The sequence below is a fragment of the Trebonia kvetii genome, assembly GCF_007827045.1.
GTDB classification, from domain to species: domain Bacteria; phylum Actinomycetota; class Actinomycetes; order Streptosporangiales; family Streptosporangiaceae; genus Trebonia; species Trebonia kvetii.
Genome location: NZ_RPFW01000039.1, coordinates 1 through 457, shown reverse-complemented (window position 1 = coordinate 457; position 457 = coordinate 1). Strand labels below are relative to the sequence as shown.

At 50.8% G+C, this 457-nt stretch carries 1 protein-coding gene; it reads right to left on the bottom strand.

Translation table 11 applies throughout. The features are described from left to right. Positions 1 to 418 (bottom strand): hypothetical protein (locus tag EAS64_RS42860; protein ID WP_222850050.1); only part of this gene is annotated, 418 nt, incomplete at its 3' end. Between the last annotated feature and the right edge of the window lie 39 nt (positions 419 to 457).

The following is a 457-nucleotide window of genomic DNA, read 5'->3' as shown; positions in this document are numbered from 1 at the left end:
AGATTCCCCGTGCATCCATGCGAACCATATCGCACCCTAAAGAGGTCTTGATGAATCGGAAAATAACAATTTCATGGACCAGATAGAAGGCAAAACTCACCTCACCGAAATACACGAGAGAGCGGCGTATCCAATTCCCCGGCACCGGCTCACCAACCTGATGATGCGATTGCGCGCGCTGTATATCGTGAAGCGCAAACATCCCAATCAACAAAAACCATACCGGGTCAAGCACAAACCCGCTGATGGTCTGCGGCAAACTAACTTTAGAAACACCAGAAATCACGGCTAAAGCAAGTGCTGTTACCGCGCACAGTTGCAATGTACGTATCCGTGACATCGCCAACTCGCCGTCACGAACTTTAAGTGCCAGCAGCCCTAAGCGCATGCCTACGGCAAACTCAACCGAACGCAGCAACGGGTTAGCGTACACCACAACATCGGCGAAATTAGAGCA